Annotated in this window: 28 protein-coding genes; 10 read left to right on the top strand and 18 right to left on the bottom strand. The window is 70.1% G+C overall.

Translation table 11 applies throughout. From position 1 onward, the window contains the following. Window positions 1-57: 57 nt before the first annotated feature. Together AB0N03_RS03600 and AB0N03_RS03605 are read right to left on the bottom strand one after the other, a co-directional pair. Window positions 58-1293 (bottom strand): DUF445 domain-containing protein, encoded by a 1236-nt coding sequence (locus AB0N03_RS03600; RefSeq protein ID WP_364364768.1) that lies wholly within the window; start codon window positions 1291-1293, stop codon window positions 58-60. Window positions 1294-1297: 4 nt separating this feature from the next. After that, a complete protein-coding gene (locus AB0N03_RS03605; protein WP_364364771.1) occupies window positions 1298-2104 on the bottom strand; it encodes an Abi-alpha family protein in 807 nt (268 codons plus the stop codon). 82 nt (window positions 2105-2186) lie between these two features. Here AB0N03_RS03605 and AB0N03_RS03610 point away from each other — a divergent pair, with 82 nt between their 5' ends. Continuing rightward, window positions 2187-3008 (top strand): maleylpyruvate isomerase family mycothiol-dependent enzyme, encoded by an 822-nt coding sequence (locus AB0N03_RS03610; RefSeq protein WP_364364774.1) that lies wholly within the window; start codon window positions 2187-2189, stop codon window positions 3006-3008. Here AB0N03_RS03610 and AB0N03_RS03615 read toward each other — a convergent pair. The 4 genes from AB0N03_RS03615 to AB0N03_RS03630 are packed head-to-tail and all read right to left on the bottom strand — an operon-like array spanning window position 3005 to window position 6262. Further along, window positions 3005-3469 carry a LapA family protein gene (locus AB0N03_RS03615; protein WP_364364777.1) on the bottom strand — a complete coding sequence of 155 codons (465 nt, stop codon included), beginning with the start codon at window positions 3467-3469 and terminating at the stop codon, window positions 3005-3007. The genes AB0N03_RS03610 and AB0N03_RS03615 overlap by 4 nt on opposite strands. A 46-nt stretch (window positions 3470-3515) precedes the next feature. Continuing rightward, complete coding sequence (locus AB0N03_RS03620) at window positions 3516-4655, bottom strand: dipeptidase (protein ID WP_364364780.1); 1140 nt, start codon at window positions 4653-4655, stop codon at window positions 3516-3518. A 42-nt stretch (window positions 4656-4697) separates the two neighbouring features. Further along, window positions 4698-5300, bottom strand: a complete 603-nt coding sequence (locus tag AB0N03_RS03625) for an alpha/beta hydrolase (protein WP_364364783.1) — start codon at window positions 5298-5300, stop codon at window positions 4698-4700. Beyond that, a complete protein-coding gene (locus AB0N03_RS03630) occupies window positions 5297-6262 on the bottom strand; it encodes a ring-cleaving dioxygenase (protein WP_364364786.1) in 966 nt (321 codons plus the stop codon). Before AB0N03_RS03630 ends, AB0N03_RS03625 begins: the two co-directional genes overlap by 4 nt. An 83-nt stretch (window positions 6263-6345) precedes the next feature. On the opposite strand from AB0N03_RS03630, the gene AB0N03_RS03635 reads away from it, so the two are divergent. Further along, window positions 6346-6792, top strand: coding sequence for a MarR family transcriptional regulator (locus AB0N03_RS03635; RefSeq protein WP_364364789.1), 447 nt, complete (start codon window positions 6346-6348; stop codon window positions 6790-6792). 52 nt (window positions 6793-6844) lie between these two features. Further along, the gene (locus AB0N03_RS03640) at window positions 6845-7225 is read left to right on the top strand and encodes a VOC family protein (protein ID WP_364364791.1); all 381 of its coding nucleotides are present in this window, start codon (window positions 6845-6847) and stop codon (window positions 7223-7225) included. Here AB0N03_RS03640 and AB0N03_RS03645 read toward each other — a convergent pair. The 7 genes from AB0N03_RS03645 to AB0N03_RS03675 form a co-directional block, all read right to left on the bottom strand. Further along, entirely contained in the window at window positions 7217-8071 is an 855-nt protein-coding gene (locus tag AB0N03_RS03645) for an amidohydrolase family protein (protein ID WP_364364794.1), read from the bottom strand. The genes AB0N03_RS03640 and AB0N03_RS03645 overlap by 9 nt on opposite strands. Continuing rightward, entirely contained in the window at window positions 8068-9612 is a 1545-nt protein-coding gene (locus AB0N03_RS03650; RefSeq protein ID WP_364364797.1) for a benzoate-CoA ligase family protein, read from the bottom strand. The genes AB0N03_RS03645 and AB0N03_RS03650 overlap by 4 nt, the downstream gene beginning before the upstream one ends. Before the next feature lie 8 nt (window positions 9613-9620). After that, entirely contained in the window at window positions 9621-11042 is a 1422-nt protein-coding gene (gene boxB / locus AB0N03_RS03655) for a benzoyl-CoA 2,3-epoxidase subunit BoxB (RefSeq protein WP_364364800.1), read from the bottom strand. A gap of 5 nt (window positions 11043-11047) precedes the next feature. Beyond that, on the bottom strand, window positions 11048-12667 hold the full coding sequence (gene boxC, locus AB0N03_RS03660; protein WP_364364803.1) for a 2,3-epoxybenzoyl-CoA dihydrolase: 1620 nt from the start codon (window positions 12665-12667) through the stop codon (window positions 11048-11050). 32 nt (window positions 12668-12699) lie between these two features. Further along, window positions 12700-13137 (bottom strand): hypothetical protein, encoded by a 438-nt coding sequence (locus tag AB0N03_RS03665; RefSeq protein WP_364364806.1) that lies wholly within the window; start codon window positions 13135-13137, stop codon window positions 12700-12702. Window positions 13138-13228: 91 nt separating this feature from the next. After that, window positions 13229-14131 (bottom strand): GNAT family N-acetyltransferase, encoded by a 903-nt coding sequence (locus tag AB0N03_RS03670; RefSeq protein WP_364364809.1) that lies wholly within the window; start codon window positions 14129-14131, stop codon window positions 13229-13231. 153 nt (window positions 14132-14284) lie between these two features. Further along, a complete protein-coding gene (locus tag AB0N03_RS03675) occupies window positions 14285-16711 on the bottom strand; it encodes a glycoside hydrolase family 3 C-terminal domain-containing protein (protein WP_364364812.1) in 2427 nt (808 codons plus the stop codon). 73 nt (window positions 16712-16784) lie between these two features. Here AB0N03_RS03675 and AB0N03_RS03680 point away from each other — a divergent pair, with 73 nt between their 5' ends. After that, entirely contained in the window at window positions 16785-17366 is a 582-nt protein-coding gene (locus AB0N03_RS03680) for a TetR/AcrR family transcriptional regulator (RefSeq protein ID WP_364364815.1), read from the top strand. A gap of 2 nt (window positions 17367-17368) precedes the next feature. On the opposite strand, the gene AB0N03_RS03685 is transcribed toward AB0N03_RS03680, so the two are convergent. Next, window positions 17369-17752, bottom strand: coding sequence for a PPOX class F420-dependent oxidoreductase (locus tag AB0N03_RS03685; protein WP_364364818.1), 384 nt, complete (start codon window positions 17750-17752; stop codon window positions 17369-17371). An 11-nt stretch (window positions 17753-17763) separates the two neighbouring features. Continuing rightward, complete coding sequence (locus AB0N03_RS03690) at window positions 17764-18351, bottom strand: dihydrofolate reductase family protein (RefSeq protein WP_364364821.1); 588 nt, start codon at window positions 18349-18351, stop codon at window positions 17764-17766. Window positions 18352-18440: 89 nt separating this feature from the next. On the opposite strand from AB0N03_RS03690, the gene AB0N03_RS03695 reads away from it, so the two are divergent. Beyond that, window positions 18441-18893 (top strand): helix-turn-helix domain-containing protein, encoded by a 453-nt coding sequence (locus tag AB0N03_RS03695; RefSeq protein WP_364364824.1) that lies wholly within the window; start codon window positions 18441-18443, stop codon window positions 18891-18893. A gap of 3 nt (window positions 18894-18896) precedes the next feature. Here the strand turns inward: AB0N03_RS03695 and AB0N03_RS03700 are convergent, their stop codons facing one another. Beyond that, window positions 18897-19343, bottom strand: a complete 447-nt coding sequence (locus AB0N03_RS03700) for a MarR family transcriptional regulator (protein ID WP_364364826.1) — start codon at window positions 19341-19343, stop codon at window positions 18897-18899. 49 nt (window positions 19344-19392) lie between these two features. Between AB0N03_RS03700 and AB0N03_RS03705 the strand changes: the two genes are divergently transcribed. The 4 genes from AB0N03_RS03705 (at window position 19393) to AB0N03_RS03720 (ending at window position 22948) form a co-directional block, all read left to right on the top strand. Beyond that, on the top strand, window positions 19393-19860 hold the full coding sequence (locus AB0N03_RS03705; RefSeq protein ID WP_364364829.1) for a DUF1579 family protein: 468 nt from the start codon (window positions 19393-19395) through the stop codon (window positions 19858-19860). A 373-nt stretch (window positions 19861-20233) separates the two neighbouring features. Beyond that, on the top strand, window positions 20234-22159 hold the full coding sequence (locus AB0N03_RS03710; protein WP_364365348.1) for an ABC transporter ATP-binding protein: 1926 nt from the start codon (window positions 20234-20236) through the stop codon (window positions 22157-22159). 104 nt (window positions 22160-22263) lie between these two features. After that, complete coding sequence (locus tag AB0N03_RS03715) at window positions 22264-22395, top strand: hypothetical protein (protein WP_364364832.1); 132 nt, start codon at window positions 22264-22266, stop codon at window positions 22393-22395. A gap of 34 nt (window positions 22396-22429) precedes the next feature. Next, window positions 22430-22948: an alpha/beta fold hydrolase gene (locus tag AB0N03_RS03720; RefSeq protein WP_364364835.1), complete on the top strand. Its 519-nt coding sequence runs from the start codon at window positions 22430-22432 to the stop codon at window positions 22946-22948. Window positions 22949-22966: 18 nt separating this feature from the next. Here the strand turns inward: AB0N03_RS03720 and AB0N03_RS03725 are convergent, their stop codons facing one another. Together AB0N03_RS03725 and AB0N03_RS03730 are read right to left on the bottom strand one after the other, a co-directional pair. Then, window positions 22967-23722, bottom strand: a complete 756-nt coding sequence (locus tag AB0N03_RS03725; RefSeq protein ID WP_364364838.1) for a fumarylacetoacetate hydrolase family protein — start codon at window positions 23720-23722, stop codon at window positions 22967-22969. Beyond that, window positions 23719-24519: a 2-keto-4-pentenoate hydratase gene (locus AB0N03_RS03730; protein WP_364364841.1), complete on the bottom strand. Its 801-nt coding sequence runs from the start codon at window positions 24517-24519 to the stop codon at window positions 23719-23721. The genes AB0N03_RS03725 and AB0N03_RS03730 overlap by 4 nt, the downstream gene beginning before the upstream one ends. A 139-nt stretch (window positions 24520-24658) precedes the next feature. Here AB0N03_RS03730 and AB0N03_RS03735 point away from each other — a divergent pair, with 139 nt between their 5' ends. Beyond that, window positions 24659-25162 carry a VOC family protein gene (locus AB0N03_RS03735; RefSeq protein ID WP_364364844.1) on the top strand — a complete coding sequence of 168 codons (504 nt, stop codon included), beginning with the start codon at window positions 24659-24661 and terminating at the stop codon, window positions 25160-25162. The last annotated feature ends 47 nt before the right edge of the window (window positions 25163-25209 follow it).

Consider the following 25209-nt stretch of genomic DNA (forward strand, 5'->3'; position numbering starts at 1 on the left):
CGCGGGGATACGTCCGGGTGTACGGCCGTTCGGGTGGACTTGCTCGCCCGGCCGGGCTCAGGCGGCCAGGTGCTCCAGCAGCAGCACCTGACCCTCACCGACCGCGAAGCCCAGCACCGCCCCGGTCGCGATCAGGATCCACTCGTCCTGTTCGAACGCCGGGCGCAGCAGCCGCTCGAACTCGTGCGGCGAGAGTTCCTTCATCTTCGACACCAGCACGTTCCGGATGTCCATCGCGTCGGTCGCGTAGTCCTCGATGTACCGCATGGTCTCCGGCAGCCGGTTCATGATCTGCTCGGCGATCGACAGCTTCACGTCCTGGTACTTCCGGCTGCCCACCGCGAACACCAGCAGCGGCCTCGCGACACTGCCGAGCTCCCGGTCGAGCTGACGCTGGATCAGGGCCAGCACCCGGTCGGACAACGGCCCGTGCAGGATCGCCTCGATGACGTTGTGCGGGGTGATGATCTCCTGGGCGATCAGCGAGCCGTACGCCTCCGCGACCTCCGCGCGCCGCTTGAGGAACAGGCCCTGCCACTGCACGCCGAAGTAGCGCCGGGGCTCGATCGGGTAGAAGATCATCCGCAGCGCCAGCCAGTCGGTGAACCAGCCGGTGAACAGGCCGAACAGCGGCATGATCAGCGGGAACTCGAACAGGATCCAGGCCCCCATCTGGATCACGCCGATCGCGCCGCCGAACACGAGACCCGACCGGGCGATGAACTTGAACTCCTTCGCGCCCGCCTCCTGGAAGATGCGGTTCAGCAGCCGCTTGTCCTTGACCAGGCTGGTGACCACCATGCCCTTGAGGTCGAACACACTGTCCACATCGGACTTGATGAGGTCGAGCACGGCCGCGACCATCCGCGGCGACTCGTGCTGGACGCGCTCGATCACCAGCCGCTGCACCCGCACCGGCAGCGACTCCCACAGCCCCGGCTGGTAGTGCCCGGCCACTTCACGCACGATGTCCTCGACGCCCGCGAGCAGCGGTTTCTCGATCTCTTGGGCGATCCGGGAAGCGTCCAGCCGCGCGACGACCTCGGCCGGCTTGATCAGCTGCTCGGTCATCGTGTCGCAGGCGATGCTCGCCATCCGCGCGGCGCGCTTGGGCACGATGCCCTGCCAGCCGAGGAACGGCTTGACGCCGATGAACTCCACCGGCTGGAACATCATCCGGATCGCGACGAGCTTGGTGCCGTAGCCGATCAGCGCGGCGACGACCGGGATCGAGACGTAAAGGGGCCAGTGCTGCGCGAAGTCGGCGACGATGCCGGCGAGGAACGACCCCATCCGGCTAGGCGAAGCTGGGTGGTTGAAAAGCGGGGTCGCAGGCCTGCCAGAACTGCGCCCCCAGGCGCGAGATGTGGATCGTCCGCCGGACGTACTTCGCGCGTTTGACGTGCTTCTCCGCGTCGCGCACGGTCTCGTCGGTCAGCAGGATCTCGTACTGCGTCTCCAGCGAGGGCACCTCTTCGTCGAGGTCGACCAGGCCCAGCCCGATCAGCCGCGTGACGTACCCGGGCACCTGGTCGGGCAGCGACACCCCGGCCGCCTTGCCGACCGTGGAGGCGTTGCGCAGTGCGACGCGCCCGCTGCTGCCGAGGCCGGTGCGCTCGACGACGTCGATCACGGGGAACGGCGAGCCGTCCGAGAGGGCGGAGAGGATGCGGGCCTCGTCCGGCGTCAGCTGGCGCAGGATGATCGCGTAGAAGTACTCGCGGGACCGCTCGCGGCCGAAGCCGATGGAGTGGTTGAGCAGCTCGGCCATCGCGGCACGCAACGGCTCGGCGTGGTTGTCGCGCGCGGGCACGAGCGTCACGGTCGCTTCGACCTTCCCGGGCACCGCCGGGCGGTTCATCGCCGACGCCGCCGTCAGCGCCGCGTGGTACGGGTCGTCGACCTCGTCGAGCCGTCGCCGCAGCTCGGCCAGCAGCTGGCGCTCGACCTGCCGCACGCCGCGTTCGGCGGTCTCGACGCCGGGGAGCTTGCGGCCGAGCGCGAACCCGGTGCGCGCGGCCCAGCCCGCCAGCTGCCCGGCGCGCCGGGCGAGGTCGGCCACCTCGTCGCCGGTGCCCCGGCCGTTCGGTCGCGCTGCGTTCACCGGCGGACTCCCCTCTGCTTACGCGCCGATGCTACCTGCGGGTAGGCCGAACGGAGGTGTGACATCCGTGTTGGATGGACGCATGAGTCCGACGCGCTGGGGCCCGCCGATCGACGTCCTCCCGTACTTCTCCAAAGAGGAACAGTCGCTGATGACGCTGCTCGGCGCGCTGACCGAGGAAGACTGGGAGCGTCCGACGATGTGCGCCGGCTGGACGGTCAAGGACGTCGCCGCCCACCTGCTGGGCGACAAGGTCGGCCGGCTGTCCCGCGGCCGCGACGGGCACGCCTCCGAAGCCCCCCGTCCGGGTGAGGCGTTCCCGCGCTTCATCGACCGGATCAACGAGGAGTGGGTCGTCGCGTGCCGCCGGCTCTCGACGGACGTCCTGCTCACGATGATGTACGAGTTCATGGGCCAGACGACCGAGTACTGGGCGAAGCTCGACCTCGACGTCCTCGATGGGCCGGTGAGCTGGGCGGGCGACGAACCGGCGCCCCGGTGGCTCGACGCGGCCCGCGACTATTCGGAGTTCTGGGTCCACCACGTGCAGATCCGCGAGGCGCTGGAGCACACCCCGCTGGAAGCCGAGTACGCCGAGCCGATCGCCGACACGTTCGTCCGCGCGCTGCCGCACACCCTGCGCGACGTCGACGCGCGCGTCGGCAAGCAGGTCGGTTACACGGTCGCCGGCGCCGGCAAGTGGTACGCGCGCCGCGAGCGCGACGGCTGGCTCCTGGACCGCGGCGCGCCACCGTCCCGCACCCCGCTGGCCACCGTGACGACGGACCTGGACACGTTCTGGCGGCTCTGCACGCGCAACGCCGCCGACGTCGGCCGCGTCCGCACAACAGGCGACGAAAACGTTTGCGCGCAGGTGCTGACGATGACTTCGATCATCGTCTAGCGGCGGCGCGCCTGCTTCCGCAGCTGCAGGATCCGGGCGCCGCCGATCAGCGCGACCAGCGCCGCGCCGCCGATGGCCGAGAACAGCATCGCGATGGCCAGCGGCAGGCTGCCTTCGGCGCCGAAGAAGTGCACCGTCGCCGGATCGAGGTTCTGCAGGATGAAGACCAGCAGCACGATCAGCACGACCAGGCCGGCGATGACGGCGACCCAGGTGCCGCTGATCCGCGTCGGCCGTGGCTTCTTGGCGGCGGACGCGGGCCTGGCCGGCGCCGGGCGCACCGGCGTGACCTCCTCGGCGCCGGGCCGGACGTCGCCGGCGCGCAGTTCGGCGGGCTCGAGGGCGCCCTCGGGCACCTCGTTCCCGGGCAGGTCGCGGTGTGTCGGGCCGCTGCTTCCGGGCAGGTCGTGGCTGGCGGGGCCGGTGGGGCGGTCGGCCGCGTCCCCGCGCGCGTGCGTCATGTACTCAGTGTCCGTCCGGGACGCGGGGAGCGCCGTGCCAAACCCCCTAACGGGCGAAGCCGTCGACCTCCCGCAGCACGCGGAGCGTGTTCTTCCCGGCCAGCTTCACGCAGTCTTCGTCACTCCACCCGCGCTCGAGCAGCGCCGCGAACAACACCGGGTACTTGGAGGTGTCCTCCAGCCCCTCCGGCAGCGTGCCGACGCCGTCGTAGTCGCCGCCGAGGCCGATGTGGTCGATCCCGGCGACCTCGCGGGCGTGCTCGACGTGCGCGACGACGTCGTCGACGCTGGCCTTCGGCTTCACCGGGCCGTCCCACGCCTTCACGAACTCCCCGCGCTGGGCCAGGTTCCGGTACTCCTGGCCGGCGGCCTCCATCGCGGCCTTCAGCTCCTGGTCCCACGCGCTGACCTTCGGCGAGATGAACGCCGGCACGAAGGTCGTCATGGCGACCCCGCCGTTGCCGGGCAGCAGCGCGAGGACGTCGTCCGGGATGTTGCGCGGGTGGTCGTTGACCGCGAGGCAGGAGGAGTGGCTGAAGATCACCGGCGCCGAGCTGACCTCGATCGCCGCGCGCATCGTCGACGGCGCGACGTGCGACAGGTCGACCATCATCCCGATCTTGTTCATCTCGCGCACGACGTCGCGGCCGAACTCGGTGAGCCCGCCGTGGGCCGGCTCGTCGGTGCCCGAGTCGGCCCAGGTGGTGTTGAAGTTGTGCGTCAGCGTCATGTAGCGGACGCCGAGGCGGCGCAGGATCCGCAGCACGCCGAGCGACTCGGCGATGCTGTGCCCGCCCTCGGCGCCGAGCAGCGACGCGATCCGGCCGTCGGCGAACGCGGCCTCGGCCTCGTCGGCGGTGTCGACCAGCCGGAGCCGGTCGGGGTAGCGCTCGGCCAGCTGGTGGACGACCTCGATCTGTTCGAGCACGGCGGTGACGGCACTGTGGCCCTCGAACTCGCAGGGCACGTACACCGACCAGAACTGCATCCCGAGCTTCCCGTCGGCGAGCTTCGGGAAGTCGGTGTGCAGGGCCGGCTGCCGGACGGTCAGGTCGAGCGACGCGGCGGCCTCGACCGGGTTCGGGCCGCCGTGCAGCCGCAGCTCCCACGGCAGGTCGTTGTGCCCGTCGGCGAGGATGACGGCGTCCAGCAGTTTCGTAGCACGCTGTAGTGCCTCGTTAGTCATCGCCTGATAGTAGGGCGAGCCGATATACGCTCCGTACAAACGTCAGGTCATGATCCACTTCTTGGCCGCCTCGACGCCGCCCACCGTGATCTGGTGCCCACCGGGGTGGCGCTGCGTGACGACGTCGGCTCCGCGCTCGCGCAGCAGCCCGATCAGCTCCTCCGTGGACGCCAGGGGCGCCATCGGGTCGCGTTCGCCGTTGGCCAGGAAGACGCGGGAGCCGGACAGGTCGTGCGACGGCGGGTCCGGGATCGGGGACATCGCCGCGAACAGCGCGGCCTCGCGGACGACGTCCGGCCGCAGCAACGTCACCGCGGCCGCGATGTTGGCGCCGTTCGAGAAGCCGACGGCGACCAGCCGCCGGTCGCCCAGCCCGTACCTCTCCCGGGCCTCGACGACGAAGTCCGCGAGCTGGTTCGCGCGCTTGACGACGTCTTCGTGGTCGAACACGCCCTCCGCGAGCCGCCGGAACCAGCGCGCGGCGCCGTGTTCCGAGACCGGGCCGGCCGGGGCCAGCACGGCGGAGTCCGGGCTCAGCTCGCGCGCCAGGCCAAGCAGGTCGCCGGGGCTGCCGCCGGTGCCGTGCAGCAGGAGCAGCAGCGGCGCGTCCGGCGAACCCTCGACGTACTCGTGATCGAACGTCATGACAGCTCCGGGTTGTTCTCGGCGGGGAGGTTCAGTGCGGGGAGCATGCGCTGGATCTCGTCGCGGCGCGGCTCCAGCCACGGCGGCAGCTTGAGCGCGCGGCCCAGCTCCAGCAGCGGCTCGTCGATGGCGAACCCGGGCTCGTCGGTCGCGACCTCCAGGAGCGTGCCGCCCGGCTCGCGGAAGTAGATCGAGCGGAAGTACTGGCGGTCCAGGATGGACGTCACGTGCACGCCCTGGCCGACGAGCTCTTCGCGCCAGGCCTTCTGGGTCTCCTCGTCCGGCGCGCGCCAGGCGACGTGGTGCACGGTGCCCGCGGCGACCAGCCCGCGCGGCGCGTCCGGCGTCACGAGGACGTCGACCAGCGCGCCCGGTCCGCCTTCGCCGGCGGAGAAGCGCAAGCGATTGCTGTCCTGGGTCGAGAAGCTGAGGCCGAGACCGTCGGTGAGCATGCCGGCGGTGGCGTCCTCCTTGATCACGGAAAGCGTCACCGAGTGCAGGCCGCGGATCGCGTGCTCGGCCGGGACCAGCTCGGTGTCCCACGGGTCGCGCGGGTCGCCCTGCGGGTGCGCGACGAGGGCGAGCTTCAGGCCGTCGGGGTCGCGGAAGGTGAGGGTGTCCTCGTCGTCGGCGTTGCGGATCTCGCCGGTTTCGATCTTCTGCGCGTTCAGGTGCTGCTTCCACCAGCCGATCGACGCCTCGGGGATCGAGAACGACGTGGTCGTCGCCTGGCCGGTGCCGTGGCGGCCGCTCGGCGCGTCGGGCCACGGGAAGAAGGTCATCAGCGAGCCCGGCTTGCCGGCGCTGTCGCCGTAGTAGAGGTGGTAGGTGCCCGGGTCGTCGAAGTTCACGGTGGTCTTCACCAGCCGCAGGCCCAGGGTCCGCAGGTAGAAGTCGGCGTTGCGCTGCGGGTCGCCGCCGATCGCGGTGACGTGGTGCAGGCCGGACGTCTTGATCGCCATGGTTGCCTCCTGGATTCAAGGTAACCGGAGAACCTCTCGCGAGCAAGATATATTCCATACAGACTTTCCGGTAGGCTGGCCCGGTGGAGCCGAAGACCGACGACGACGAGATCGTGACGTGGTGGGGCCTGGTCATCGAGGGCTACCTGGCCACGCAGGACAAGCTGATGGGCGAGATCGCCGACCGCCTCGGGCTCGCGCCCGCGTCGTTCGACATCCTGCTGCGGCTGGTCCGCTCGCCCGACCACCGGATGCCGATGACCAAGCTGGCCACGGAGGCGGCGCTGTCCAGCGGCGGCTTCACGAAGGTGGCCGACCGCCTGGTGGCGGCGGACCTGATCTGCCGCGTCCCGAGCCCGGACGACCGCCGCGTCACGTTCGCGGCCCTCACCGCCCACGGCCTCGAGATGGCGAACAAGGCCCGCACCGCGGCGGCGGAGATCCTTCGCCGCATCGTGCTGACCCCGCTGGGTGACGACGCGCCGGCACTCGCGGAAGCGATGCGGACACTGCGCGCGTTCAACGGCTGACGGTGAAAAAGTCGAGGTCACCGCGGCGCCGGGGGCGGCGCACCATGGAGCCATGCTGACCGAATCGACCATCACGACCATGCTCCCGGTGACCGACAGCGAACGCGCCGGCCACTTCTACGCGGACTGCCTGGGCCTGAAGCAGACGGGGAAGGGCGAAGACGGAACGCTGTACTTCGCGGCGGCCGCGGGGGCCATCGGGCTCCGGACCATGCCGGCGGGTGCGCAGAGCCAGAACACGGCGTTGAGCTTCGAGGTCTCGGACCTTTCGGCCGAGGTCAGAACCTTGGAAGACCGTGGGGTGCGGTTCCAGGACTTCGAGCTGGAGGACCTGAAGACCGTCGACCACATCGCGGAAGTGGGGAACGAGCGGGCCGCGTGGTTCACCGACTCCGAAGGCAATGTGCTCTGCCTGCACGAGGTTCTAGGCTAGGCCCGGCATCAGCTTCACCGCGTTGCCCCCGAGGACGCCGTTCAGGACGTCCTCGGGCCAGCCCAGCCCGATCAGCGTCCGCACGTTCTTCGCCACCGAAGGCACCCCGGGCCAGTCCGTCCCGAACACGAACTTCCCCGCCAGCCGGGCGAGGTCGAACCGCTGGTAGTACTCCGGCAGCTTCTTCGGCGGCAACCCGGCGAGGTCCAGCCAGACGTTCTCCCGCGCCAGCGCGAGGAACGCCGCGACGTCGTACCACCACCCGCGACCGCCGTGGGCGAAGACGAACTGCAGCGACGGGAAGTCCTCGACCACATCGGACATCAGCTCGGGATTCCCGAAACTGGTGCGAGAGCCCGGAAAGCTCGACGTTCCCGAGTGGAGGATCACCGGCACGCCGCGTTCGGCACACAGCGAATAGACCGGGTACAGCTCCTTGTCCGCCGGGGAAAACGCGCCGTGCACCGGGTGGATCTTCAGCGCCACCGCGCCCAGGTCCAGCTGCCGCGCGACCTCCGACGCCGGCGGGTGGTGCAGGTACGGATTGACGTTCGCCACCAGCCGGAACCGCGTCGGATTGTGCTCCACCAAAGGCAAGTTGTCTTCGATGGGCTGGATCCCGGTCGCCCGGGGGCTGTACTCGCAGAACAACAGCACCCGGTCGACGCCCTCGGACTCCATCAGCTCGTCCATCGCCGACGGGATCACCTCCCCCGAAGAGGAGTACACCGAACGCCACGGGTACGAACCCGCGAAGTCGTGCGCCCACTGCGTCCAGGCGGGCTTGAGCGTCGGCAGGCGCGGTGTGTGGACGTGCGCGTCGACCACGAAGTAGCCGTCGATCACGTGCTGGGCACCACCCGCAGGACGTCCCGGACCTGCTCGCGGATCACGTTCCGGCGGATCTTGCCCGTCGCCGTCTTCGGCAGCTCCGCCAGTTCGACCACGCCTCTCGGACGCTTGAACGCCGCAAGGCCCTCGCGGCAGAACTCGATCAGCTCGTCCGGGTCGACCGCGAACCCGGGGGCCGCCACCACGCACGCCACCGGCTTGTCGAGCCCGTCGCCGTCCGGTGCGGCGACCACCGCGACCTCCGCCACGGCCGGGTGCTGACGCAGCCGTTCCTCCACTTCGGACGGTGACACCCAGATTCCGCCCGCCTTCAGCATGTCCCCGAACCGGCCGAGACAGCTGTACGTTCCGTCCTCGTTGCGGACGTAGCTGTCACCGGTCCGCAGCCATTCGCCCTGGAAGACGAGCTTCGTCGCGTCGTAGCGCGCCCAGTAGCCGGTCGCCGTCGACGGCCCGGCCACGAACAGCTCGCCGGGCTTGCCGCAGGCGTCGATCACCGCGCCCGCCTCGTCGCGGATCTGCACGGAGTACCCCGGCACCGCGACGCCGGTGGTGCCCGGCCGTACCGCGCCGGGCTGGTTCGACAGGAAGATGTGCAACGCCTCGGTCGACCCGATGCCGTCGAGGATCTCCAACCCGAAACGGGCCCGGAACCGTTCGAACAACGACGCCGGCAGCGGCTCACCCGCCGAAACCGCGTGCCGCACCGAAGAGAACGAGTCGTCCGGGACGTCGCTCGCGAGCAGCGCCGCGTAGAACGTCGGGACGGCGAAGAACAACGAAGGCTGTTCCTCGCGCGCGCGTCGAGCGAACAACGCCGGCGTCGGCCGCGAAGGCTCGAGCAACGTCGTCCCACCCGCGCCCAGCGGGAAGAAGCACGAATTCCCGAGCCCGTAGGCGAAGAAGAGCTTCGGCACCGACAGGAACCGGTCCACCGGCGTCGTCGCCAGCACGTCGCGCGCGTACGTCTCGCACACCGCGCGGATGCTCGCGTGCCGGTGCATCGCGCCCTTCGGCTGTCCCGTCGTCCCCGACGTGTACAGCCACAACGCGGGCGAGTCCTCCCACGTCTGTCCACTTCGGAACGTTCCGCTCAGCGACGACCACTCGTGCGTCCGGACGCCGAACGCCGCCGCGTCCGACCGGTCGAGGAGGACGTCGGTGACCTCGGGGGCGAACCCCAGCGCGATCGCCGCCTGCTCGGCGAACTCCCCGGACACGCACAGCAGGCGCGCCCGCGAGTCGGCCAGCATCCTGCCCAGCTCGAGCCCGGTGACCATGGTCGAGACCGGCACCGCGACGGCGCCGGCCAGCATCGCGCCGAGGATGCCGGTGAGCAGCTCGACGTCGTCGACCATGCAGAACATGACGCGCTCTTCGGGCCGCACGCCGAGTTCCACGAGCCCGCCCGCGACCCGGCGCGACTCCTCCGCCAGCTCGGCGTAGGTGAGCGCGCGGCGGGGCGAGACGACCGCGGTCGCGTCCGGGTGCCCGGCCGAAAGCAGGTACTCCGCGGCATTGAACCCTGTCGCCACCAGACCTCCTACGTGAGGTAGACGTACTCGTAGTCGAAGGGCTTCCCGTTGATGCCCTGCCGCGGCGGGGCCACCCAGCTCGCGATCTTCCCCCGCTCGTACACCGGGTGCATGAGCGAGCGGACGAACGTCAGGTCCTCGGTGGTGGGCAGCCATTTGCTCTTGCCGGCCTGCCAGGTCGCCTCGTCGACGATGGTGCCGTCGGGAGTGACGTGGTGGCCGGAGTTTATGCCGACTTCGCGGTTGAAGCCAGGGTGCGGCAAGCGGAACGTGTGGTCGATCCCGGCGTCGGCGAGGATCTTGTTCCAGCGCTTCACGCCGGTCTGGCAGTCCGTCACGTATTCACTGCGCAGGTCGAGGTTCAGCAGCAGGATCGCCTGCATCTCCTCCGACGTCCACGTGCCGTCGCCGGCCGGTTTCTCCAGCGTGCGGGCGTCGCCGGTGAGCTTGTGGTCGTCCTTGCGGCGGGCCTCCTGCCAGCGGCCCTTGAGCCCGGCCGTGTAGTAGTTCGCCGCGTTCGTCGACGTCTCGCTGCCGAACAGGTCGAGCGAGACGGTGTAGTGGAAGTTGATGTACTTCTGGATGAGGTCGAGCGGGATACCCCCGTGCGGGGCGATGTCGAGCGTGTCGTGCTCGCGGATCAGCTCAGCGCTGCGGATCACCACCCGGTCGACGCCGGTGGTGCCGACCATCATGTGGTGCGCCTCCTCCTTCAGCATGAACTCGCAGGTGCGCGAGAGCGGGTCGAAGGAGCTCTCCTTGAGCGTGCCGAGCTGGTACTTCCCGTCGCGGTCGGTGAAGTAGGTGAACATGTAGAAGGCCAGCCAGTCGGCGGTCTCCTCGTTGAACGCGCCGAGGATGCGGGGCGCGTCGGGACTGCCGGAGTTGCGCAGCAGCAGCCCTTCGGCCTCGTCGCGGCCTTCGCGCCCGAAGTAGGCGTGCAGCAGGTACACCATCGCCCACAGGTGCCTGCCCTCTTCGACGTTGACCTGGAACAGGTTCCGCAGGTCGTAGAGGCTCGGCGCGGTGAGCCCGAGGAGTTTCTGCTGCTCGACCGACGCCGGTTCGGTGTCCCCCTGGATGACGATCAGCCGCTGCAGGTCGGCGCGGTACTCGCCGGGAACCTGCTGCCAGACCTCCTCGCCCTTGTGCTCCCCGAAGGCGATCCGCCGGTCCGGGTCGCGCTCGGCGAGGAAGATGCCCCACCGGTAGTCCGGGACGTTGACGTGGTCGAAGTGCGCCCACCCCTCCCGGCCGACGCTGACCGCCGTGCGCAGGTAGACGCCTTGGGTCTCCAGCGTCGGGCCCATCTCGCCCCACCAGTGCATGAACTTCGGCTGCCAGCCCTCCAGCGCGCGCTGCAGCCGGCGGTCTTCGGAGAGGTTGACGTTGTTGGGGATCTTGGCGTCGTAGTCGATCTTCTCGGGCATCTGCGCTAGACCCGCTTCCTGTCGAAGACGGCCTTCCGACCCGTACCGTATCGGCGCAGCGCGCCTTCCGGCCCGGATGCGTTCGGCCGGGTGAAAATCCAGTTCTGCCAAGCCGCCAGCCGGCCGAAGATCTTGGTCTCGATGGTCTCGGGACCGACGAACCGGTGGTTGGCCTCCATGCCGGTGAGCGCGTCCGGGCTCAGCGACGCCCGGCCTTCGAGCGCGATCCGGATCTCGTCCTCCCAGTCGAGGTCGTCCGGGGCGTCGGTGACCAGGCCGAGTTCGACGGCTTCGGCCGCGCTCAGCTCGTGGTCCTTTTCGCGCGCCAGCCAGGCGAGGTGGTCGTCGTCGCCGTAGAAGCGCGTCTGCAGGCGGGTGAGGCCGTTGCCCATCGGGAACAGCCCGAAGTTGGCTTCGGACAGCCGGATCGTCGCGCGTTCGTCGCTGTCCTCGTCGTCGATCGGCGGCCCGTCCAGCAGGTACTGGCGGTCGGCGGCGAGCGCGAGTTCGAGCAGGGAACCGGCGAAGCAGCTACCGGGCTCGATCAGCGCGATCAGCGTGCGGCTGGTGACGTCGAGGCGCTTGAGCGTCCGCTTGAAGTACTGCGTGATCTCGTTGCCGAGCCAGTCCTTCGCGCCGAACACGGCCTGCTCGTGCGCGAGCACCTTCTCCGGGTCGCCCTGGGTCTTCAGGATCCACGTGCCGGCTTCGACCTCGTTGGTGCGCAGCCGCAGGATGGCGTCGTCCAGCTCGCGGGTCATGGCGAGGAACCAGCCGTTCGCGCCTTCTTCGTGCAGGTCACCGGGGTTGTTCTCGGGCCCCTTGACGGTGATGGTGACCTGATCCTTGGCGACGTCGATGTCGACATGGCGATGTTCCAGCGGGGTCAGCTCGATGCCGCCCTCGCCGGTCCGGTCGGACTCGCGCGCGATCTCCCGGGCCCGTTTCGCCACGGCCTCGCGGAACCCTTGGCGCGGGACCAGTTCGTCGACCAGGCGCCAGTCGACGGCGGTCTTTCCCTTGACGCCGTCGGAGCGCGTCGCGAAGACGTCGGCGAGGTCCTTGCGCACGCGCCGTTTGTCGACGACGCGGGTCAGGCCGCCGGTGCCGGGCAGCACGCCGAGCAGCGGCACCTCCGGCAGCGCGACGGTCGAGGAGTTGTCGTCGATCAGGAGGATCTTTTCGCAGGCCAGCGCGATCTCGTAGCCGCCGCCGGCGCAGGTGCCGTTCACCGCGGCGACGTAGGTCTGGCCGGAGTGCGCGGTGGCGTCCTCCATGCCGTTGCGGGTCTCGTTGGTGAACTTGCAGAAGTTCACCTTCCAGTGGTGCTCGGAGGCGGCGAGCATCCGGATGTTCGCGCCGGCGCAGAAGACCTTGTCCTTCGCGCTGGTCACCACCACCACGCGCACCTCGGGGTGCTCGAACCGCAGCCGCTGGGTGGCGTCGTACAGCTCGATGTCGACGCCGAGGTCGTAGGAGTTGAGCTTGAGCTCGTAGCCCTCGACGAGCCCGCCCTGCTCGTCGACGTCCATTTCCAGCCAGGCCACCTCCCCGTCGAGCTGGAGGCGCCAGTGGCGGTACTCGTCCGGACGGCGATCGAAGGTAACCGGAGTGGTGGTGGTCACTCATCCGAGTGTCTACATAGTTTCGACGAACGTCAATGTTGTGTAGAAACTTGATCTCGCGAGGTCACCCGGTTGAGTGTCGCCCAGGCCCACGTGAGGAACGCCCAGAGCGCGAGCCCCGCTGCGGCATCCGTGAAGATCGTCGCGAAGAAGAACCCGGGGATCTGCGGCACACCGGTCAGGAAGTGGCCGAGCGTGATCATCCCGGCCAGCGAATAGACCAGCAGGAACGCCAGCGCCCGTGGGTAGTTTTTTCGCACGTACGCGCGGTAACCGAGCCAGCCGAACGCCGTGAACAGCACCCAGCCGAAGGCGACGACGATCCCCGCCACCGTGGCCGGGACGCCGGGCAGCTGCGGGTAGTCCGCGACGCGGATGGTGTTGTGGGCGTAGTGGATTGTCGTGCTGACCAGCGAAAAGCCGAGGATCACGCGGAGCGGCGTCAGCCCCTTCTCCTGCAGAACGTCCATCTCGGGCCCCCTGTCAGCCGATTTGATAGATCGCTCTAGCGACGGTACCGCGCGGCGGCCGCGCCCGGCAAGACGCGGCCGCCGCCGGCAATCACACGAGGTCGATGCGGTGCTGGGTCACCGGGTAGCCCGCCTTGGCGAACGCCTTGGCCATCGGGACGTTGCCGACGTCGGTGCCGGCGACGATCTTCTCCGCGCCGTACCCGACGAGGTCGTGCGTGGCCTCGACCAGCAGGTCGTACGAGTAGCCGTGGCCGCGGTGCTCCGGCACCACGGCGACGTACCCGACCACCGGGTCGTAGGCGTTGCGGCTCGGCAGGACGAGCCCCACGAGTTCGCCCTCGGGCGTGTACGCCAGCCGCCACCAGTCCCGCGGCGCCGGCATCCACAGCATGATGTCGAGGTCCTCACGCGCGGCCGCGTCGAGCCCGTGCTCCTCGATCGTCTTCCGCACGTGCGCGTCGAGGCTGCCGACGTGCACCCGCTTGAAGACGTCGAGGATCACGTCGTCGTCCGGCTCGGGCCGGTAGACGAGCCTGCCGGTTCGTGCCGGCAGGCCGTTTTCCGGCGTCCAGCAGAACCGGTAGCGCTCGACGAGCTTGCGGTAGCCCGCCTTCTCGGCCGCCTCGACGCGGATGGCGACCTCGTGCGCGACGTCCGGGTCGTCCTGCCAGCCGGGCGGCGTGGTCAGGGCGTACTCCGCGCGCAGCGGCACCCTCTTCAGCAGCTCGACTCCCGCGTCGAAGTCGGTGAAGTCGAACCAGTCGAGCGCGATCGGTTCCGCGTCCTTCGGGGTTCCCCACCACGCGGCGCGCGCGACGACGACGTCATCGCGCAGCGCGACCCAGACCCAGTCGGGCCGGTACTCGCCCTTGGCCGCCATCTCGGCGAAGTCGTTGCCGAACAGCTTGCGGCCGACGAGACCGCGGTCGGGCAGGGAGGTGAACAAAGCTTCTTCGCCCGCTTCGAGCGGGCGCACGACCAGATCGGTCATGGAAGTCCTTCCGGGAGTACGCGCTCCCGGTCAGAAACCCGGCACCCTCGAGGCGAGGTGGGAGCGCGTGATCGGTTGCGTGATCATCGGACCCACCTCCCTTTCGCTCGTTCCGGGGTGCGCGGCTGAAGTTAGGGGCTCCCGCGTCGCGCGTCAACGTATTTTCTGGAGGACGACGCGCGTGCTCAGCCGGGGCTGCGCGTAGGAGTGCGAAGCCTCCAGGACGTACTCGCCGGCGATGTGCTGCCAGCCGTCGCGCCAGACCTCGACCGATCTCGGCCGGATGACGATGTCGGTCTCGACGGCCTCGCCGGGCCCGGCTTCGACGCTCGCGAAGCCGGCCAGCCACCGGGGCGGCCGGTCGCCGCGCTCGGTCGGGGCCAGGTAGAGCTGGACGACTTCGCGGCCCTTGCGCGTCCCGGAGTTGCGGACGCGGACCCGCACGCGTGCGCCACCTTCGTCGTCCGGGAAGACGTCGAGTTCCTCGTACACCCAGGTCGTGTAGCCGAGGCCGTGACCGAACCAGTACGCGGGTTGCTTCTCGGTGCGCGCCCAGGCGCTGTAGCCGATGTACACGCCTTCGCCGTACTCGAGGACACCTTCTTCCGGCGTGACGTCGGTTACCGGCGCGTCTTCGAGCTTCGCGGGCCAAGTCGTCGGCAAGCGGCCGCCGGGTTCTTCGCGGCCGAAGAGGACGTCGGCGAGCGCGTCGCCGCCGGCCTGGCCGGGGAACCAGGTGAGCAGCACCGCGGCGACGTCGTCGCGCCACGGCAACTCGACCGGGGAGCCGGCGTTGACGACGACCACGGTGTTCGGGTTGGCTTCGGCGACCCTGGCGACGAGTTCGTCCTGTCTTCCCGGCAGCGCCAGGGAAGTCCGGTCGAACCCTTCGCTCTCGACCTCGGCGGTCGTGCCGACCACGACGACCGCGACGTCCGACTTCCCCGCGAGGGCAACGGCTTCGTCGAGGGCGGCGTCCGGAGCGGGGACCGGGCCGCGGTGGCCGAGCGCGAAGGTGACCCAGGCGAAGGTGCCGCGGGCGAACTCCGCCATCTCCGACGGGATCCAGTACGTCAGGCTGACGTCGACGAGTTCGCCCGCCGTCAGCTCGACCTCCCGGCGCTGCTCGATCACCTGCATGATCGACGTGAAGACGTCGCCGCCTTCGGGCAGGTTGACGCCGTCGAAGAGGATCTGGCCCGCGACGTCGAGGCGGAGGTCGCCGGGACCGGTGACGGCGAAGGTGTGCGTGCCGGTTCGCTCCGGCAGGTAGGTGCCTTCGATCTCGACCGACGCGAGCGTGGCGATGTCGAGCCCGTTCGGCAGCTCTCCGATCCAGTTGATTTTGGCTTCTCTGAGCGGAAATTCAGCCAATCGGGTGCCATCTGCACTCTTGGCCGTCGCGCGGAGCCGGAAATTGTCGGTGGCCGGCGGTAGCGTCGTTCGCGGATCGGCACCGATGGCGAACGCGAGGTCGGTGCCCGGGGGAACGGCCTTCCGGAGGCCGTCGAGAGGGGAGACGATGTGATCGGGGAACACGGTGGCGCTGCCGCCGCCGAGGATCTTGGGGTCGGCGGCCAGCGCGCCGATCAGGGCGATGCTCTGTGGTTGCTGGAAGGGGAGGACACCGGTTTCGTTGCTGAGCAACACGAACGACCGGTGCGCGACCTCGCGCGCGATCGCGTCGCCGTCCACAGTGGACGGAATGGAGACAGGACTGCCGCCGAGCGCGCCGGTCCGGTGGGCCAGCTGGAGCACGCGGCGCACCATCTTGTCGACGACGTCTTCGTCGACTTCGCCGCCGCGCACGGCTTCCGCGAGCTGTTCCCCGAAAACCGTGCGGGGGCCGGGCATCGCGACGTCGAGGCCGCCGTTCGCGGAGGCGACGGTGTCGCGCGCGGCGAGCCAGTCGGAGACGACGAAGCCGTCGAATCCCCATTCGTCGCGCAGCACGCCGTCGAGCAGTTCGGCGTGCTGAGTCATCGTAGTGCCGTTGACGCTGTTGTAGGCGGCCATGATCCCCCACGGCTTCGCCCGCCGGACGATGAGTTCGAACGGCGCGAGGTAGAGCTCGCGCAGGGCGCGCTCGCCGACGTGGACGTCGGCCGTGAAGCGCTCGGTCTCGAAGTCGTTGGCGACGAAGTGCTTGACCGTGACGGCGACCCCGCCGTCCTGCACGCCGGTGACGTAGCCGGCGCCGATCATCCCGGTGAGGAGGGGATCTTCCGAGTAGCACTCGAAGTGACGGCCGCCCAGGGGCGAGCGCTGGAGGTTGATCGTCGGGGCGAGGAGGACGTGCACGCCCTTGCGGCGGGCCTCCTGCGCGAGCAGCCGCCCGGCGCGCACGGCCAGCCGCGGGTCCCAGCTCGCGGCGAGCGCCGTCGGGCTGGGGAGCGTCACCGAGGGGTCGTCCGGGCTCCACCGGACCCCGCGGACGCCGACCGGGCCGTCCGAGAGCACCAGCGACCGGAGCCCGATCCGCGGGAGTGCGGGCAGGCTCCAGACGTCCTGGCCGGCGAGCAGCCTCGCCTTGGCGTCCAGGTCGAGCTCGGCCAGCAGCGCGTCGACGTCGAAGCTCATGGGACGTACTCTACCTGGCGATGAGTAGTGAACGTTACGATTCCGTGACAGCCCGTCCCGTAGGCTCGGGATCATGACCCGGGCCAGGGGCGCCGACCGCCGAGCGAGCATCGTCCGAGCGGCGTTCGAAGTGATCGCCGAACGCGGCTATCGCGGCACTTCGCTGGCAGCGGTGGCCGAGCGCGTCGGGCTGACCCAGCAGGGGCTGATGCACTACTTCCCCACGAAGGAGGACTTGCTGGCGGCGGTGCTGGAGACCCGCGACGAGTGGGACCTGCTGCACTTCGGCCACGCCCCGCAGGGCGACGAGTCGTCGATGACGGTCAACCAGCTGGCCGAGCTGGTCGACTACAACGCGACCCGGCCGGGGATCGTCCAGACGTACACGGTGCTGTCGGCGGACAGCGTCACGGAAGACCACCCGGCGCGCGAGTACTTCCACGACCGGTACGAGCGAGTCCGGGCGGGCATGACCCAGATGCTCGAACGCCACCGGGACGAGCTCCCCGCGGGAGCGACCCCGGAACAGCTGGCGCCGATCGCGATAGCGGTCCTGGACGGGTTGCAGCTGCAGTGGCTCCTGGACCCGGCGGCGGTCGACATGCCGGCCGGGTTCCGCACGTTCCTGACGCTGCTGGGCATCAAGCCGGACTGACCTCAGTCCATCCCCACGCTCTGCCGCTCCACCGCGATCAGTGCCACGGCCCGCTCCTGCTCACGCGGGTACGGCTGCCCGATGTACTTGGTCGCGATCCGGTCGATGATCGCCCAGCCGGCGTCGCCGTCGATCCACTTCTCCACCCGGCCGCGGATGATCACCGGCTCGAACGGGTTGTCCGCCGGCGTCAGGGACAACGCCACCCGCGGGTCGCGCCGCAGGTTGCGCGCCTTGCGGGAGTCCGGGCCCGTCATGATCGCGATGTGGTCGCCCTCGGGGTCGACCCAGATCGGGATCGAGTGCGGGGCGCCGTCGGGCAGGAGAGTGGCGAGGTGACCCACCACGGCGGTCTCGAGGATGCGGCGGACGTCAGCGTTGATCATGGCGATCTCCTTCAGGCAACCGAGTAGTGGAGGTGGGTGACACCGGGCGCGGCAACGGCTTCGACGAGCCGCAACCGTACGTGCGAAGGCAGCTCCTGGAAGAACGGCCGCCCACCGCCGAGCAGGACCGGCACCTGGTGCAGGACGATCTCGTCGACGAGCCCCGCCGCCAGCGCCGCGGTCAGGACGCCACCGCCCATGAGGCCGACATCCTTGCCATCCGCCGCCGTGCGAGCGGCCTCGATGGCTTCCTTGACGTCGCCGAACAGCGCCTGCCGTTCGGTCAGCTCGGGCGCCGGCCGGTGGCTGACGAGGAAGAGCGGGGCGCCCGGGTGCGGGCTGCCGCCGCCGAAGTGGTCCGAGTCCTCGTACGTGTTTCGGCCCGCCACCACCGCGCCGACGCGGCCGGCGAGGTCGTCGAAGACGCGGGCGCTCGGCTCGCTGAGCTTGAAGAAGTCGAACACCCGGCTCTGCGTGTCGCCGTCGGTGTACCAGTCGAAGAGCGTTCCGCCGTCGCCGAGACCGTGCCCGGGGCCGGCGTCGCGGCCGGTGATGTACCCGTCCACCGACACCGCGTGGGCGCTGAAGACCTTGCTCATCGCCACGATCCTTTCTGGGTTCCTTGAGGAGACTCCAGAACCGTAGCAGTCCAAGTTCCCTAAGGGAACCCCGAATGCTAAAGTGCCTCATGCAGCGAACGAACTTCAGCGAGCTGGCGGCGTGCTCGATCGCGCGCACGCTCGACGTCATCGGTGAACCCTGGTCACCACTGATCCTGCGGGACGTGTGGGTCGGCATCAGCCGGTTCGAACAGATCCAGGGCGACCTGGGCATCTCGCGCAAGGTCCTCACCGAACGCCTGAACCACCTCGCCGACCAGGGCATCGTCGAGCGGCGGCCGTACGACCGGCGGCCGCGCTACGAGTACGTCCTGACCGACAAGGGCACCGAGCTCGTCGACATGCTCATGGCCATGACCCGCTGGGGCGACAAGTGGCTCGCGGGCGAGGCCGGCCCGCCGGTGCTCTACCGGCACCACGCGTGCGGTGAGATCACCACCATCGACCTCCGCTGCACCCACTGCGGCGAGTCGATGCACGCGCGCGACATCGACGTGCTCCCCGGGCCCGGGGCGGCATGACCCTCAACGCAACCGCGGCCGGGCCACGACCTCGCGCAGCCGCCGCAACGTCCGCAGCGTCGTCTCCAAATCCTCCTGGGACACCTCCGCCGCCACGTCCTCCGCCCACTCCTCCTGCCGCGCCCCCAGCTCGCGCAGCGCCTCTTTCGCCCGTCGCGTCAGCGACAGCACCGGCGCCCGCGCGTCGGCGGGATTCGGGACGCGGTCGAGCATTCCGTTGCGCAGCAAGCGGTTCACCGTCTCCTGCACGCTCTGGCGCCGCAGCCCGCGGCGGCGCGCGACCTCCGCCGCGGTCGCCGGGCCGTCCTCGAGGAAGCCGAGGACCTGCCACTGCGCCGCCGTCAGCCCGACCGGCCCCGTCAGCGCGTCGCCCGCGGCCAGGAAACCGCCATTGCACGCGAAGACCGCGTCGATCACCCGGGTGAACGTCTCGGCTCGAGGGGATCGCATGCGTGCTAGTCTCGCATATCGACAGGCGCCTGTCGAAATGGAGACGACCATGGACATGCCCACGCTCGGCCCCGCGCACGACGCCCTGAAGGCGTTCGCCGGCGACTGGACCGGCACCGAGGACCTCGCCGCTTCACCGTGGGCGCCGGCCTCGACCGCGCGCGCCGACTGCGAATACCGCGTGGCGCTCGACGGTTTCGCGCTGATCCAGCACTACCGGCAGCACCGCGAGGACGGCTCGGATCTCCTGGGGCACAACGTCTTCGCCGTCGACCCTCGAACCGGCGAGACGCTCTGGTACGGCTTCGACAGCTACGGCTTCCCGCCCGAGTCGCCCGCCCGCGGCGGCTGGACCGGCGCCACGCTCGTCCTGGAGAAGAAGACCGCCCGCGGGGTCGCCCGGCACCGGCTCACCCCGGACGGCGGCACCCTGACGCACGAAATCGACGTCAAGATGGGCGAAGACCGCGAATTCAGCCCATTTCTGCGCGCGCGGTACACCCGGGAAAAGAAGTAGAGGAAACAGGCGACGCCCCTCCCCCCTTACCCGAGGACGTCACCTGTTTCCGGTCTCTGCCACCACATCCGCGGACCTACCGACCTCGGGCGATCCAGCGACGGGTCAATTACACAACAATTATTAGTTATTCCGTCTTGCTCGTTTCCCGCCTGCCAGCGAGTGTGTCCCCGATACTGCCGAAGGCCCAGAGAAAACGATTACTTTCACCCGAACGGCCTAGCATCGGCACCCGCCCACCGCGAGCCCGCCGCCGCGCGGACGTCCGGAATTGTCGGACCCCCGGAGTAGAGATGGAGGCGTGCGCAGATCCGCCGGAACACCCCAGGACACCACGGAATCGCCCCCGCTGATCGGGGTCGAGAACCTGAAGATGCCCGAATGGGCGCGCGTCGACGAACGCGTGGCCGACGCCGGGTTCGGCCAGGCCGTGCGCGCGCTGCCGGCCGCGATCGCCGTCGTGCTTCGGCTGGCCTGGCGAACCTCGCCGCGGCTGACGCTGCTGGCCGGCTTCGTGCACGTCGTCTCGGGCTGCGTGACGGCGTTCGGGCTGCTCGCCACCGCGAACGTCTTCACCGCGTTGCTCGAACAGGGCCCGACTCCGGAGCGGGTGCTGCAGTCAGTGCCGGCGATCGCGGTCGTCATGGGTTCGTACGCGGCGCGGGCGGTGCTGGACGCGGCGGTCGCGGCCGTCGAAGGAGCGCTGCGGCCGAGGGTCACCGCGGCGGCGGACGACGCGGTGACGGCGTCGGTCGTGCGCGTCGGGCTGATCGCGTTCGAGGACGCGGACTTCCGGGAGCTGGCGCGGCAGGGCGCGCGGTTCGGCGTCCGATCGATCGAGACGAGCCTGCGCCGGGTGGCCGACCTGACGTCGTCGGCGATCTCGCTCGCGGCGGCGATGCTCACCGCGGGCCTGCTCAACCCGTGGCTGGCGCCGGTGCTGCTGCTCGCCGCGGCCGCCGACGGCTTTGCCGCCGCCCGCATCGCGAAGCTGAACTACCGGCACTTCATCGACACGGTCGGGCGCAACATCCGCAAGTCGGTCGTCGAGGAGGTCGCCACCTGGCGGTCGATGGCCCTCGAACGCCACGCGCTGACCCTGCAGGAGCCGCTGCTCGGCGAGTACCGGCGCATCTCGCGCAGCCTGACGCGGGAGGAGGTCCGGCTGGCGCACCGCAGCAACCTGGTGCGCACCACCGGCCGGGCGGCGGCCGGGTTCGGCACCGCCCTCGCGTACCTCGTGCTCGGCTGGCTGCTCTACTCCGGCGGGATGGAGCTGGCGCTGGCCGGCACGGCGGTGCTGGCGATGCGCACGGCGTCGACAGCGCTGTCCAACACCATGCGCGCGGTCAATTCGCTGTACGAGGACTCGTTCTACATCGGGTTCTACAACCAGCTGCTGGTGGAGTCGGTCAAGCGGCAGCCGCCGCCGACGGCGCTGTCCGCGCCGGCCGACCCGGCCGAGATCCGGCTGGAGAACGTCACGTTCACCTACCCGGGGCGGGAAAACCCGGCGCTGCGGGACATCTCGCTGACGATCCGGCGCGGCGAGGTGGTCGCGCTCGTCGGCGAGAACGGCTCGGGCAAGACCACCCTCGGCAAGCTGCTGACCGGGCTCTACCCACCGAGCGAGGGCGTGGTGCGCTGGGACGACGTCGACCTCGCGCACGCCGACCCGGCGTCGGTGCACGCGAACATCGCGGTGATCGCGCAGGAACCGGCGGAGTGGCCGATGACGGCGGCGAACAACGTCACGGTGGGCCGCCTCGGCCACGCCGATCCCGACGGCCGGGCGTGGCGCGAAGCGGTGGACTACTCGGGCGCGGACGAGGTGATCGAGTCGTTGCCCGCCAAGGAGAACACGGTGCTGTCGAAGAAGTTCGACGAGGGCCACGACCTGTCGGGCGGCCAGTGGCAGCGCATGGGCATCGCCCGCGGCATCTACCGCGACGCCTCGGTCCTGGTGGCCGACGAACCCACGGCGGCGCTGGACGCCCGAGCGGAGGCCCGGGTGTTCGCGGGCCTCCAGCACGCAAGCACCTCCCACGACGGCCGCCGCACGACGGTCCTGGTGACGCACCGGCTGGCCAACATCCGCTCGGCGGACCGGATCCTGGTACTGGAGAAGGGAAGACTGATCGAGCAGGGAACGCACGAGGAGCTGATCCAGGCGGGCGGGGTGTACCACGAGCTGTACGAAATCCAGGCGCGCGCGTACCGCAACGGCACGGAGGTCCCGGCGCCCCGCGTCACGAGCGGGTCGAACGAGCCCTCGCCGGGCGGAACGCCCTCGCGCTAGGGAGGGTGAGAGCGCCACCTGCGGGCACGCCCCGCACCCGGCCAGCGGATTTACCCCCGCCGATCCCGCGGGGCAGACTGGCCTGCCGAGCCGGAGGAGGCGCGATGCGTCAGCTCACCGCCCTGGACGTGCAGTTCACGCCGGAGCAGGCGAAAGACGCCGGGAACGAGGTGTCGGTCATGCTCGCCCGCTGCCGACGCACCTCGCCGACCCCGCCGCGCGGCTGGCCGAGCTGACGAAGCTGGCCGCCGAGCACACGCGGGAGGCCTGATGGCGGAGCAGGTCGCGGCGGTCAACGGCGTCGAGCTGTGCCACGAGACCTTCGGCGACGCGGGCGGGCGGCCACTGCTGCTCGTCATGGGACTCGGCGCGCCGATGATCTGGTGGGACGAGGAGTTCTGCGAAACCCTTGCCGAACAAGGGTTTTACGTCATCCGGTTCGACAACCGGGACGCCGGGCGGTCGAGCCGGATGCGCGGCCGGGCCAACCTCGCGCAGGCGTACCTGCTGCACCGCGCGCCGTACTCGCTCGCGGACATGGCCGCCGACGCCGCCGGGCTGCTAGACGTGCTGGGCATCCCGGCCGCGCACGTCGCCGGCGCGTCGATGGGCGGGATGATCGCGCAGAACCTGGCCATCCGGCACCCCGAGCGGGTGCGGTCGCTGACGTCGATCATGTCCAGCACCGGCGGGCGGCTGGTCGGCCGGCCGAGCGGCAAGGCGATGTCGATGCTGCTCACCGCGCCGCCGCGCGACCGCGCGGCCTACGTCGAGCTGCTCGTCGCGTGATTGGAGGGGCGACACGGCTTACGTGGAGAGGGTGACCGAGCCCAGGTGGGAGAAGTGGGCCGCGATGCGGGAGCCGCGGCGGACCGGGACCGCGTCCGTCATGCCGCCGGTCAGGACCAGCCAGCCCGGCTCCAAAGCCAGGCCCCGCGCGCCCAGGGCGTTCGCCGCCAGGGCCAGCGCCTCCGCCGGGTGGCCCTGGACCGCCGCGCCGGTCGCCGTGTCGACGATCTGGCCGTCGACCTCCAGCAGTGCCGCTTCCAGCGACAAGTCCAAAGCCGACGGCGGGAGGCCTACCGGACCCACGCTGAAGAGCGCCGACGAGCCGTTGTCCGCGACGGCGTCCGGGAGCGTGAAGCGGTAGTCGGCATACCGGCTGTCGATGACCTCGATGCCGCCGTACACGCGGTCGACCGCGGCCAACGCCGTCGCGGCCGTGACGCCGGGGCCCGCCAGCCGCGAGCCCAGCACGAAGACCAGCTCCGGCTCGGCCCGCGGGTGGATCAACGAAGGCACGGGGACTCCCGCCGGCAGGACCATCGCGTCCGTCAGCCAAGCCAGCAGCGGCGAGTCGATGCCCATTCGCTGCTGCTTGGCCCAGGACGTCAGCCCCAGCTTCAGCCCGATCAGCGTCTCGCCGCGGGCCCGCCGCTGCCGCAGGGCCTCGTCCTGGATCGCGTACGCCGTGTCGACGTCCAGCCCGGGCCACTCCTCCGAGAGCGGCGAGCGCTCCGAAACCGTCCCCAGCAGCGCAGCGGCTGCCTCGCGCACGTTCACGATTCCTCCGAAGCGGGAGCGAAGACCGCGGTGACACTGCCGAGGCCGGCGATGGTCGCGACGACCGTGTCGCCCGGCGACACCGGGATCGCCCGGGTCATCGATCCCGGCAGCACGACGTGCCCGGGTTCCAGGGTGACCCCCAGCGGTCCCACGGTGTTCGCCAGCCACACCAGCGAGTTCAGCGGCGAGCCGAGCACCGCGCCGCCCGCGCCCGTCGCCGCCACCGAACCGTTCTGGTAGAGCACGCAGCCGGCCAGCCGCAGATCCACGGAACCCAACGCCGTCGGACTGCTGCCCAGCACCACGCCACCGGACGACGCGTTGTCGGCGATCGTGTCGAAGAGCGAGATCTTCCAGTCCCGGATCCGCGAGTCGACGATCTCCAGCGACGGCAGCACGAAGTCCACCGCGCGGACCGCGTCGGCGACCGTGACGCCGGGGCCGCGCAGCGCCGAGCCGAGCACGAACGCGATTTCCGGCTCGATCCGCGGCTGCAGGAAGGCCGACGTCGGGATCGCCTGGTGCTCGAGGTGGAACATGCTGCCGGTGAGGTGCCCGTAGTCGGGCTGGTCGACGCCCATCTGCCGCTGCATCGCGGCGGACGCGAGCCCGACCTTGTGCCCGCGAACGGCGTCACCGCCTTCGACCCACTGCCGCACCTGTTCCTGCTGGATCCGGTACGCGTCCTCGATCCCCGCTTCCGGGTAGGTCTTGATCAGCGGCTCGATCGGCTCGCGGGTCGCGTAGGCCCGCGCCAGTACGGCGGCGGCCTCCTGCACCTTGCTGACGTCCACTCCGGGGACTCTGCCGTGAGCGCTTCCCCTGAGCAACCCTCGATGTTCCGCTCAGCGGACCTCTCGCCAGACAACCTCTTGCGTGCGAGATAAATCCGGCGTACCGTGAACGACACCACCAGGAAGGGACGTGAGGGACATGGCACCGACCCAGGCCGAGGTCACCAAGCTCGCCGAGGTCCGCGACGAGCTGCGCGAGCGCCACCTGCGCCCGGCCGCCGACCGCCCGGCGACGAACGGGCGCGGCATCCACCACACGGCGCTGATCTCCAGCGACGTCGAGCGGACCATCGGGTTCTACCAGGACATCCTCGGCTTCCCGCTCACCGAGCTGATCGAGAACCGCGATTACCCCGGCTCCAGCCACTTCTTCTTCGACGTCGGCAACGGCAACGCCGTCGCGTTCTTCGACCTGCCCGGTCTGGACCTCGGCCCGTACGCGGAAGTCCTCGGTGGACTGCACCACCTGGCCCTGTCCGTCACGCCCGAACGGTGGAGCGCGATCAAGGACAACCTCGACGAAGCCGGCGTGCAGTACCTGCTGGAGAGCAAGACCTCCATCTACCTGTCCGATCCGGACGGTGCCCGCGTCGAGCTGATCTCCGATCCGCTCGGCGAGATGTACGGCGAGAAGATCGGCTGAAACCGTGTTCCGGGCGCCGCGCGCCGTTTAGCCTGTGCGCGACGCCT

It is taken from the genome of Amycolatopsis sp. NPDC051061 (assembly GCF_040682935.1).
GTDB lineage: Bacteria > Actinomycetota > Actinomycetes > Mycobacteriales > Pseudonocardiaceae > Amycolatopsis.

What these genes read in the sequence shown, in the direction of transcription:
- AB0N03_RS03600 (WP_364364768.1), bottom strand. Translation starts at nt 1,293, where the DNA reads ATGGGGTCGTTCCTCGCCGGCATCGTCGCCGACTTCGCGCAGCACTGG.
- AB0N03_RS03610 (WP_364364774.1), top strand. Translation starts at nt 2,187, where the DNA reads ATGAGTCCGACGCGCTGGGGCCCGCCGATCGACGTCCTCCCGTACTTC.
- AB0N03_RS03615 (WP_364364777.1), bottom strand. Translation starts at nt 3,469, where the DNA reads ATGACGCACGCGCGCGGGGACGCGGCCGACCGCCCCACCGGCCCCGCC.
- AB0N03_RS03620 (WP_364364780.1), bottom strand. Translation starts at nt 4,655, where the DNA reads ATGACTAACGAGGCACTACAGCGTGCTACGAAACTGCTGGACGCCGTC.
- AB0N03_RS03625 (WP_364364783.1), bottom strand. Translation starts at nt 5,300, where the DNA reads ATGACGTTCGATCACGAGTACGTCGAGGGTTCGCCGGACGCGCCGCTG.
- AB0N03_RS03630 (WP_364364786.1), bottom strand. Translation starts at nt 6,262, where the DNA reads ATGGCGATCAAGACGTCCGGCCTGCACCACGTCACCGCGATCGGCGGC.
- AB0N03_RS03640 (WP_364364791.1), top strand. Translation starts at nt 6,845, where the DNA reads ATGCTGACCGAATCGACCATCACGACCATGCTCCCGGTGACCGACAGC.
- boxB (WP_364364800.1), bottom strand. Translation starts at nt 11,042, where the DNA reads ATGCCCGAGAAGATCGACTACGACGCCAAGATCCCCAACAACGTCAAC.
- AB0N03_RS03665 (WP_364364806.1), bottom strand. Translation starts at nt 13,137, where the DNA reads ATGGACGTTCTGCAGGAGAAGGGGCTGACGCCGCTCCGCGTGATCCTC.
- AB0N03_RS03670 (WP_364364809.1), bottom strand. Translation starts at nt 14,131, where the DNA reads ATGACCGATCTGGTCGTGCGCCCGCTCGAAGCGGGCGAAGAAGCTTTG.
- AB0N03_RS03675 (WP_364364812.1), bottom strand. Translation starts at nt 16,711, where the DNA reads ATGAGCTTCGACGTCGACGCGCTGCTGGCCGAGCTCGACCTGGACGCC.
- AB0N03_RS03680 (WP_364364815.1), top strand. Translation starts at nt 16,785, where the DNA reads ATGACCCGGGCCAGGGGCGCCGACCGCCGAGCGAGCATCGTCCGAGCG.
- AB0N03_RS03685 (WP_364364818.1), bottom strand. Translation starts at nt 17,752, where the DNA reads ATGATCAACGCTGACGTCCGCCGCATCCTCGAGACCGCCGTGGTGGGT.
- AB0N03_RS03690 (WP_364364821.1), bottom strand. Translation starts at nt 18,351, where the DNA reads ATGAGCAAGGTCTTCAGCGCCCACGCGGTGTCGGTGGACGGGTACATC.
- AB0N03_RS03695 (WP_364364824.1), top strand. Translation starts at nt 18,441, where the DNA reads ATGCAGCGAACGAACTTCAGCGAGCTGGCGGCGTGCTCGATCGCGCGC.
- AB0N03_RS03700 (WP_364364826.1), bottom strand. Translation starts at nt 19,343, where the DNA reads ATGCGATCCCCTCGAGCCGAGACGTTCACCCGGGTGATCGACGCGGTC.
- AB0N03_RS03705 (WP_364364829.1), top strand. Translation starts at nt 19,393, where the DNA reads ATGGACATGCCCACGCTCGGCCCCGCGCACGACGCCCTGAAGGCGTTC.
- AB0N03_RS03710 (WP_364365348.1), top strand. Translation starts at nt 20,234, where the DNA reads ATGCCCGAATGGGCGCGCGTCGACGAACGCGTGGCCGACGCCGGGTTC.
- AB0N03_RS03715 (WP_364364832.1), top strand. Translation starts at nt 22,264, where the DNA reads ATGCGTCAGCTCACCGCCCTGGACGTGCAGTTCACGCCGGAGCAGGCG.
- AB0N03_RS03720 (WP_364364835.1), top strand. Translation starts at nt 22,430, where the DNA reads ATGGCGGAGCAGGTCGCGGCGGTCAACGGCGTCGAGCTGTGCCACGAG.
- AB0N03_RS03735 (WP_364364844.1), top strand. Translation starts at nt 24,659, where the DNA reads ATGGCACCGACCCAGGCCGAGGTCACCAAGCTCGCCGAGGTCCGCGAC.